The 9167-nt window shown below is 57.3% G+C and carries 10 protein-coding genes; 5 read left to right on the forward strand and 5 right to left on the reverse strand.

What is annotated here, in order from left to right:
- Window positions 1-114: 114 nt before the first annotated feature.
- On the reverse strand, window positions 115-630 hold the full coding sequence (locus tag NW837_RS00080) for a bifunctional nuclease family protein (protein ID WP_011431791.1): 516 nt from the start codon (window positions 628-630) through the stop codon (window positions 115-117).
- On the opposite strand from NW837_RS00080, the gene NW837_RS00085 reads away from it, so the two are divergent.
- Window positions 629-1477 (forward strand): cobalt-precorrin-6A reductase, encoded by an 849-nt coding sequence (locus tag NW837_RS00085; RefSeq protein ID WP_414328678.1) that lies wholly within the window; start codon window positions 629-631, stop codon window positions 1475-1477. The two genes, NW837_RS00080 and NW837_RS00085, sit on opposite strands and share 2 nt — an antisense overlap.
- Before the next feature lie 25 nt (window positions 1478-1502).
- On the opposite strand, the gene NW837_RS00090 is transcribed toward NW837_RS00085, so the two are convergent.
- On the reverse strand, window positions 1503-1859 hold the full coding sequence (locus NW837_RS00090) for a single-stranded DNA-binding protein (RefSeq protein ID WP_414328679.1): 357 nt from the start codon (window positions 1857-1859) through the stop codon (window positions 1503-1505).
- A 336-nt stretch (window positions 1860-2195) separates the two neighbouring features.
- Here NW837_RS00090 and NW837_RS00095 point away from each other — a divergent pair, with 336 nt between their 5' ends.
- Both NW837_RS00095 and scpB read left to right on the forward strand, forming a co-directional pair.
- Window positions 2196-4352, forward strand: coding sequence for an NAD(P)H-quinone oxidoreductase subunit 5 (locus tag NW837_RS00095; RefSeq protein WP_414328680.1), 2157 nt, complete (start codon window positions 2196-2198; stop codon window positions 4350-4352).
- Window positions 4353-4523: 171 nt separating this feature from the next.
- Window positions 4524-5021 carry an SMC-Scp complex subunit ScpB gene (gene scpB, locus NW837_RS00100; RefSeq protein WP_414328681.1) on the forward strand — a complete coding sequence of 166 codons (498 nt, stop codon included), beginning with the start codon at window positions 4524-4526 and terminating at the stop codon, window positions 5019-5021.
- A 170-nt stretch (window positions 5022-5191) separates the two neighbouring features.
- Here the strand turns inward: scpB and NW837_RS00105 are convergent, their stop codons facing one another.
- From NW837_RS00105 to NW837_RS00115, 3 genes are all read right to left on the reverse strand, one after another.
- Window positions 5192-5842 (reverse strand): peroxiredoxin, encoded by a 651-nt coding sequence (locus tag NW837_RS00105; protein WP_414328682.1) that lies wholly within the window; start codon window positions 5840-5842, stop codon window positions 5192-5194.
- 144 nt (window positions 5843-5986) lie between these two features.
- Window positions 5987-6868 carry an alpha/beta hydrolase gene (locus NW837_RS00110; RefSeq protein ID WP_414328683.1) on the reverse strand — a complete coding sequence of 294 codons (882 nt, stop codon included), beginning with the start codon at window positions 6866-6868 and terminating at the stop codon, window positions 5987-5989.
- A 231-nt stretch (window positions 6869-7099) separates the two neighbouring features.
- Window positions 7100-7687, reverse strand: coding sequence for a lysostaphin resistance A-like protein (locus tag NW837_RS00115; RefSeq protein WP_414328684.1), 588 nt, complete (start codon window positions 7685-7687; stop codon window positions 7100-7102).
- Between the two features lie 492 nt (window positions 7688-8179).
- On the opposite strand from NW837_RS00115, the gene NW837_RS00120 reads away from it, so the two are divergent.
- Both NW837_RS00120 and NW837_RS00125 read left to right on the forward strand, forming a co-directional pair.
- Window positions 8180-8308, forward strand: a complete 129-nt coding sequence (locus tag NW837_RS00120; protein WP_414328685.1) for a hypothetical protein — start codon at window positions 8180-8182, stop codon at window positions 8306-8308.
- Window positions 8309-8510: 202 nt separating this feature from the next.
- Window positions 8511-9044 (forward strand): thermonuclease family protein, encoded by a 534-nt coding sequence (locus NW837_RS00125; protein ID WP_414328686.1) that lies wholly within the window; start codon window positions 8511-8513, stop codon window positions 9042-9044.
- Window positions 9045-9167: the final 123 nt, after the last annotated feature.

Here is a 9167-nt window from a genome sequence, read left to right on the forward strand (position 1 = left end):
CACCTCAGACAAAGAGATCCCATCCAGGGACTTGATGGGATAGACCGTTAACCTGGCAACCTGGGGCATGGCCTGTCTGCCGGGATCCCTGGGGGTGGGATCCGCCTTAGCTGCTTAACTGTCGGCTTCGGTGGGATGGTCGGTCATGGGGTAGCTGCGGATAAAGTCTCTGGGGGTTACATTTTCTACAAACTTGCGAAAGGCCTCCCGCTCCGCCTCGTCGGCATCCTGGTTCATGGGGATCGAGGCTTCCGCAATGACCTCTTCCACCGTCCAGATGGGAACATGGGCCCGCAGAGCGAGGGCAATGGCATCGCTGGGGCGGCAGTCGATCTCTTGTTTTTTGTCACCATTCACGGTGACGAGCACCGCGTAGAAGGTGTTATCCAGCAACGCGTGAATGATGACTCGCTCCAGCTTGATCCCCCACGTCTTCCAGGAATTGAGGATGAGATCATGGGTCATGGGGCGCAGTGGCTTTTGGTCGTCCAGGGCCTGCAAAATGGCGTTGGCCTCTGCTTTTCCCACCCAAATGGGCAGGGCACGACGCTCACTGCCATCGCGCAGGATGACAATGGGGTTTTGGTTGACGGCATCGACCGCAATCCCAGCCACATGCATCTCGATCATGAGCAATTGCCTCCAGCCGGTGATCTTGATCGTATCTACGGGCGTCAAAGTTTGGCAACACACCATGAGCTCAGTTGGTAGTCCAGTTGAAGTGGCTTTGATCGGGGGCACTAGCGAGAGCCGCAGCTTGGCCGACGCCCTCAGCCGGCAGGGGATCCCTTGGGTGGCAACCGTCACCACCGAAGGGGCCAGAAGGCTGTATCAGGATTTGCCTGGTCAGGTGGTGGTCACCCGATTTTCGCCGCCATCTCTGGAACAATTCCTGCAAGAGTGCCGGATCCGCGTAGTGGTGGATGCCTCTCATCCTTTTGCCCAGCAAATCTCGCAACTGGCCATCCGGGTGACGGCCCAACTGAGGATCCCCTACCTGCGCTACGAACGCCCTCCTCTGGAGCTGGATCCCTGGGTCCAGGTGGTGCCGGACTGGCAGGGGGTGCTCACAGAGGCGGTGCTGGCGGGGCGGCGGGTGCTGCTGACGGTGGGAGTGAAGGTGCTGCCCCTGTTTGTGCCTTGGCAAGACCGCTGCCAACTGTGGGCACGGGTGCTGCCGGAATCGGTTCCCCAAGCGGTGCAAGCCGGGATCCCTGCCGAGCGGGTGATCGGGATGCGCTTGCCCCTCAGCTTTGAGCAAGAACTGCAGCTTTGGCAGCGGTTCAGCCCTCAGGTGGTGATCAGCAAAGCTTCTGGGGAAGCAGGTGGGCTGGGGATCAAACAGGCAGTGGCCAAAACCCTGGGGATCCCTCTGTGGGTGATCCGGCGACCCCCGTTGGACTATCCCTGGTGCAGCCAGGATTTGACAGCAGTGGTGCAGGCCTGTAGGCGATGCTTGGAAGGAGCGGAACCTTGAGGTTGCCCAGCTCCAGTCCAACGGGTCAAAACGGCTCTTCGGGGGGCAGGTTGGAGTCGCGGTCTTGACGGGATCCCAGCAGTTCTAGGCGATCTACAGCGATGATGGGCCTCTGGCGCTCTTCTCCGGTGGATTTGTCTTTCCAGCGATCGAACTTGAGGCTGCCCGTTACTCCGATAAGACTGCCTTTGCGCACATACTCTCCGGCCACCTCGGCAGTGCGGCCCCACAACTCTAGGCTGAACCAATCGGGCTTGTCTTCTCCTTTGCGGAATCGGTTCACCGCCAGGCTGAAGGTACACACCACCCTGCCCGACTCAAAGTAGCGCACCTCCGGATCCATGCCGGCTCGCCCCACCAGGGTCACCAGGTTCAAGCTCATGGGTAGTTTCTCCAGACCGCCAGTAGATCTAGCCTTCGTTGTAGCGCTCGCAAGGGATCCCTGTCATCTTTTTGCTTGCGACCGTCAGCTTGGGCTCAGAGCCGATTCTTTAGGATATTTACAGATTTAGCTGCGGGGATCCCGATTGATCTCTGGGAAAAGCCTCTGCTGTGATGGACTTGATGCTCGGGATCCGGATCCGCACTCTGTCGCAAAAGTTTACAATGGCAGAAGCAGTTGAGCAAATGCCAGCCCACCAGACACTCCCACCGGCCAATTGCAGGGCTAGCAGAGCAGGTTCGTTGCTGTGAGAGGACGCATTCGGAAGCATTTCCCATGGAATTCATCTACACATACGCCTGGTTGATCCCCGTCTATCCTTTGGTGGCAGCCTTTCTCCTCGGCTTAGGTATCCTGATGTTCAACGCCTGGACAAGGGCCAACCGCTCTTTGGCTGCCTTTTTGAGCGTGTTCGCGACCGGGACGGCGATGGTTCATGCCTTTGCCCTTTTGGTCAGCCAGGTGCAAGGGCACGAAACCGTCCTCAGAACCATCACCTGGGCCCAGGCGGGATCCTTCTCGGTGGACATGGGCTTTGTCGTGGATCACCTGAGCGCCATGATGCTGGTGGTGGTGACCACGGTGGCCTTTCTGGTGCAGATCTACTCCGATGGCTACATGGCCCACGATCCCGGCTATGTGCGTTTCTACGCCTACCTGAGCTTATTTAGCTCCTCGATGCTGGGCTTGGTGGTCAGCCCCAACCTGGTGCAGATCTATATCTTCTGGGAGCTGGTGGGGATGTGCTCCTACCTGCTCATCGGCTTTTGGCACGACCGGCAGGCGGCGGCAGAAGCAGCGCAAAAGGCGTTTGTGGTCAACCGGGTGGGAGATTTCGGCCTGCTGTTGGGCATCTTAGGTTTTTACTGGATTTCCGGCACCTTCGCGTTTGACGAGATCGGGCGCAACTTGCAGGAGATGCTGGCTAGCGGGGCAGTGAGCAGCAGCTTGATTGCCCTGTTTGCAGTGTTGGTGTTCTTGGGGCCGGTGGCCAAGTCCGCTCAGTTCCCCCTGCATGTGTGGTTGCCGGATGCTATGGAAGGTCCCACGCCCATTTCCGCTCTCATCCACGCGGCGACGATGGTGGCGGCTGGGGTATTCCTCTTGGCCCGCATGTTCCCAGTGCTGGAAGGGATCCCGGTGGCCATGGACATCATCGCCTGGACGGGGGCGGGCACAGCCTTCTTGGGGGCCACCATTGCCATCACCCAAAACGACATCAAAAAAGGCTTGGCCTACTCCACCATTTCCCAGCTGGGCTACATGGTCATGGCCATGGGGTGCGGCGGCTATGGGGCGGGCCTGTTTCACCTGATGACCCACGCCTACTTTAAGGCGATGCTCTTTTTGTGCTCTGGCTCAGTTATCCACGGCATGGAAGCGGTGGTCGGCCATGACCCGGTTTTGGCCCAAGACATGCGCCTGATGGGGGGGTTGCGCAAATACATGCCGGTTACGGCCATCACGTTTTTGATCGGCACGTTGGCCATTTGTGGGATCCCGCCCTTCGCCGGCTTTTGGTCTAAAGACGAGATCTTGGGCGCTGTTTTCGAACGGAACCCAGCTCTGTGGGGGGTGGGCTTCCTCACCGCCGGGATCACCGCCTTCTACATGTTCCGCATCTACTTCCTCACCTTCGAAGGGGAGTTTCGCGGCACCAACCTGAGACTGCGGCAGGAGGTGGCCATCAGCCAGGGCCGTCCTGTGCCAGCTTTTGCCTACGTTTTTGCGGGGAAACAACCGGCCTTTGGCCCTGGAGCCATGAACATTCAAGAAAAACCCCAGCCCAGCAGCCATCCTGAAGCCCACGAAAACCTGCACGACGGAGATGCCCATGCCTCAGAGCCCCATGAGTCCCCTTGGTCGATGACCTTCCCGCTGTTGGCTCTGGCCGTCCCTTCTGTGCTGATTGGCCTGGTGGGCACCCCTTTTGCCAACTTCTTTGAAGCTTTCATCCACCCACCGACTGAGTCTGTGGCAGAGGCAGGCTCGATTTTGCCGCTGGTGGCAGCAGAGTGGCAGGAGGTGCTGGCGGGCCATTTCGATTGGGCAGAGTTTCTGATCATGGCGGGTAGCTCCGTGGGCATTGGGCTGATCGGCATCACCTTGGCCAGCTTGATCTACTGGCAAAAGCGCATCGACCCGGGCACCTTCCCCCAAAGCCTGCAGCCGCTCTACTACTTCTCCCTCAACAAGTGGTACATTGACGACCTCTATGAGCGAGTCTTTGTGCAGGGCACCCGCTTCGTGGCACGGGAGGCGCTGGAGGTGGACAGCCGCATTGTGGATGGTGTGGTCAACCTGACGGGCTTGGTGACCATGGTGAGCGGCGAGGTGATGAAATACCTGGAGAGCGGCAAGGCCCAGTTTTACGCCTTGATTATCTTTGCGGCGGTGGTGGTGATGGTGGTGGCATCAGGGGTAGGGTTCTAGCTCGAAGGCGAGGATGGATCCGGCCCGCTTGGCCAAGGGATCCCTCAGCCTAGAACTGCTGCTATGCTACGGAGCAAGTTGAGCGGATCCCTTGTTGCAATGGCCCCGCGTTCTCTTAAGTCGATTTCGCATCCCTTGTTGGCGGAAAGGCAAGGTCAGAGGGAGCGTGTCTTGGCCCTGAAAAATCAGATCGAAGCGATCCTCTACTTAAAAGGGCAGCCCCTGGAGCTATCCGCCCTGGCCCAGTTGGCCCATTGCAGTCGCGACGAAGCCTACGATGCGCTGCTGGAATTAATGGAAGACTATGCCCATCGCGATTCTGCCCTGGAAGTCCTACAGGTGGGGGAAGGGTTTGCCCTGCAGTTGCGGGAGCCGTTTTTGGAGCTGGCCAACCAGCTTTTACCCCCTGAAATTGGGGTGGGTGCTACCCGTACCCTGGCTACAATCATTCTGCGTGGCCCCCTCTCGCAAGCCGATTTGGTGGAGTTGCGCGGTCAAGGTGCTTATCAGCACGTGGCAGAGCTGGTGGAAAAAGGCTTTGTGACCCGCTATCGCAAAGAAGGCTGCCGTTCCCCTTGGTTGCGCGTGACGGATAAATTTCATCGCTACTTCACAGTAGATGAGCTGGCCAAAAAAGCAGCAGAGGCGGCTTCTTTCCCCGAAGAATAAACTTTCCCCAACTGCAAAATGAGGGATCCCTAACTCCTCTCTCCCAAAGGGAAAGTGTCTCAATCTGGCTTGAAATAAAAAAGGATCCCCTGGTCGGGGATCCAAATCGAGGGGAGCGCAGCTTCGGCAGAGAAGGGATCAGCCGAAAGTAGGTTCGATTGCTGAGACTTCTACTTGTTGGGCTGAGGGGTGACCCGCAAATAGGGCTTAATTTCCTTGTAGCCTTTCGGGAACTTTTCTTTCAGCAATTCCGGATCTTTCAACGAAGGCGGGATGATAACATCGTCACCGTCTTTCCAGTCGGCGGGAGTGACAACGTTATACTTATCCGTCAACTGCAGGGCATCGATCACCCGTAGGAGCTCGTCGAAGTTGCGGCCCGTGCTGGCCGGGTAGGTGAGAATGAGGCGGATCTTCTTATTGGGATCAATAACGAACACCGAGCGCACCGTCAGGGGCAGCCCTTCTTGATTGAGGTTGGTTTGATCCAACATGCCGTAGAGCTGAGAGACCTTGCGGTCTGCATCTGCCAAAATGGGATAGGTCAAAGTGGCGTTCTGGGTTTCCTCGATGTCTTTCACCCAGCCCACGTGGGACTCCACATCGTCCACACTGAGGGCGATCACCTTCACACCCCGCTTTTCAAATTCGGGCATCAGCTTCGCAACGGTGCCCAGCTCCGTGGTGCAGACCGGCGTGTAGTCGGCGGGGTGAGAGAACAACACCACCCAGCTATCCCCGGCCCAAGAGTAGAAATCGATTTCGCCGTGGGTAGACTTTTGCGTGAAATTGGGAGCAGTATCGCCAAGTCGGAGAGACATACGCTCTTGATCCTCCGTAAAAGGGTTCAGTCCGGTGAGACAGGGATCCGAATCCTTCGATCCGATCCCTCTTGATCTTGCCACATAAACCCCGATTTTCCGAGCGGATTACAGGTGATTTTAAGATTGTCCTCACCTAAGCCGCTACTGAGGGAAGACGACATGGGGATCCACCAGCTCGGCTACGAATTGGTGCAGGATGGTGACATAGCGCTCTCTGGCCACCTGCAGCAAGTTGTTGTGATCGGCTCCCTCGATGGGCACCAAGCGTTTGGGATCCCTCGCTGCTTGATAAAGGGTTTCAGCATGCCAGAAGGGGATTAGACGATCCTGGGTACCGTGCAAAATTAGCAGCGGGCAATTGATCTTGGCCATGCGGCTGAGGTTGTCGAAGCGATCGAAAGGTAGCAGCGGGATGCGCGTCAAGACGCGGAAGGCAGTCACGAAAGTAGATTCCAGGATCAGGCCGCCCACTGGTTTTTGCGCTGCCAGGTAAACCGAGGGCCCGCCCCCTACTGATCTTCCATAGACCAAGATCCGCTCCGGCGGGATCCCTTGGGCAACTAGGTAAGTGTAAGCGGCCTCGATATCTTTGTAAGCGCCGGCCTCGGAAGGGATCCCTTCGCTGGTGCCGTAACCGCGGTAGTCGTAGGCCAAGACGGCAAACCCAGCCTGCTGCAGGTGCACCAAGCGGGGCAGGATATCCCCCAAGTCTTCAGCGTTGCCATGGCTGTAGAGGAGGGTGTAGGCAGCGGCGGGATTGGGCAAATGTACCGCTGAAATCTGTAGCCCATCAGAGGTCGTGAGCTTGAGAATGGCGTCCCCATCTCGATAGCTGGCGGGACGAGGCAAAAAGATCATTCGCTCCGATTGAAACCAGCCCAGCCAGAGCAGGTAGCCGTACACCACCAGCCCGACGAGCAGCAAAGATCGCCCCACGCGCAGCCACGAGAAGGATCCCAAAACTGGAAATTGCAAGAGGTCTCGGATTGGCATTGACGAGAAGGCATCGACAAATACGGTCATTTCAATTCAAACCAGGACAATGCGCTCACACCCAAAACGTTGGTCGCGTCGTCGTGTCAGCATTGCGGAGCAATAATACATGCGACCAAAGGCTTTTCTCAATAGCCTAGGTATCTCACCCTAACCTGAAGCGACCATAAGTTACGGTCACCTCAATTTGGGGGACTTCCCTGAGGTTCTGCGCTGCTTACCGACCACCCTCAACTTCTTTCCCACAGGGGGAGAGGGCCTTCAGGGCTCCGCTTGAGAGAAAAAGCATTTCCAGGCACAAACCCCAATCCAGTTGACAAGGGTGTGGGCGACAATGGTGACCAACAGGTTTCCCGACAGCCACAAGCCAATCCCCATGAGGATACCAACCCCGCTGGCCCAGACGGCATAGGGCCAGCCCTGCCATCCCAGCCAATGCAAGGCGCCAAACAAGAGGCCGCTCAGCAGGATCCCGCCTGTCCACCCTAAGGGGCTGGCCACCAGAGCTGACAGCAGCACACCGCGAAACAGCCATTCCTCGCTCCAGCCCGGCAGCAGGCCCACCCAAAGGATATCTCCCCACTGCAAGGGATCCGCCACCCAGTGTAAGTAGGCAGTGGCTGCCCGACGATAGGCTGGCCAGAGCCGGTAAACCCCGCCGCTGAGCAGAGCCACCCCCAGTCCCAGCCCTGCCCCCCACGCCAAGGCTAGGGGATCCCAGCGAAACGGCACGGGAAAGGAGGATCCCAGCCAGATCCAGAGACCCACAATGAGAGCCGAAAACAGGGTGGTGATGCCCATTCCATTCAAGATCTGTTCGCGTGTGCAGGGCTGAATCTGGGAAGTCATGGAGGGGATCCCTAGGCTTCGAACTCCGGAGGGTTAACAGCAGCTGCTGTTTTTATCATCGTTTATCTCAGCGGTCCTAGGTTCACGGCAGGTTGACAGCAGCTACAGAGCGTCCCTCAAAACTGCCTCAGCTTGTAAGCCAGCATGGATATGAGCCTTGAGTGTGACCAAAGGGACTCAATCGCCCCCTTGCTCTGTCTTCTGAGCCTCTGTGTAGCGCTTGATAACCTCTCCGGAAACTTGCCCCGCTGTACCCGCGTAGTAGCTTGGGTTCTACAAATAACCACCCCAGAGCCTCTTTTTGAGTTCAGAATGTCTCCCAAAGAGAGCAGGAGCCGTGGAACTTTTAATACCTTGGCAACGACCGCCGGAGCCGCCTTGGGAGAAGCAGAAAGAAAAACGTGATTCAAGGCTTAGAGTAGAGAAGGGCTTCCAAGCTTTTACCCTCAGCCCGGCTATACCCCAAATACCCACACCCGAGATGGGTGCAAAGTGCTCCGCACCACGGACGCGACCGAGCGGCGCATTCACCAAGCTATTCAAAACGCGCAGGCTCGCTTCGACAGCGACAAGTTCGCCGACAAATTTGCCCAGCAACTGCGGGGAGAGCCGGGGAACTGAAGAAAAGCAAGCAGGAATGGCTCAGTCGCCTGGGAGCCTTGGGCAACCCAACCAACGGCGGATCTACTGCTGGCCAATTCAAATCTGCGGTGGGATTGTTTTCTGGAGAGTTGCCGCTACCATTACACTTTGAGCGTTGCCACCAGAAACTTCCCGGCGGGAAAAGAAGAGGGGGCTGCGTCCAAAGTGGGGGATTAAGGTCATGTTCCAGCGTATTGCTCTCGGCTCTGCTGCATTGGGATTGCTTCTGGCCATACCCGTCCTTCCCGGCCACGGGTTTGGAGAGCCCCGGGTCGTTCCCGATACCCGGTTCTACTTCGACAACCACCGCTTCGATCGCTACCCAGATGCGGTTGTGGTGCGGGTGGTCAACGGCGACACCCTAGTGGTGCAAATCGAAGGGGAACAGAAGATGCGCCTAATCCAGTTGGCCGGGATCGAGGGTCTCAGCCCGGAAGAAAACCCCTATTACCAGCAAGCCATTGAACTGATGCGGGAGCGCATCCTCTACCGCACCGTCAAGCTGGAAGGGGATAAGTTGCTGCGCAACGTAGATGCTACGGGCTTGGTGGAGGCCTATGTCTGGTTAGAAGGCCATCAGATGAACGCCATGTTGGTGCGCAATGGCCTGGCCCGCATCATCCCCTACAGCCACAACATCAAGTACGACAGCTACTACGGTGGCCTACAAGAAAAAGCCCAGCAGGAGCGCCTTGGCATTTGGAGCCGTCTCTGAGTTGGCTTTATACTGAACTTCAGTTCTTTAATCTTCAAGGGAGCAGAGAGGAAAGAGCATGACTCTAGTCAATAATAAGCTCAACTATACTGAAAATAATGTATAATATGTTCAGTACGGATT

Source organism: Synechococcus sp. R6-10 (genome assembly GCF_047461815.1).
GTDB lineage: Bacteria > Cyanobacteriota > Cyanobacteriia > Thermostichales > Thermostichaceae > Thermostichus.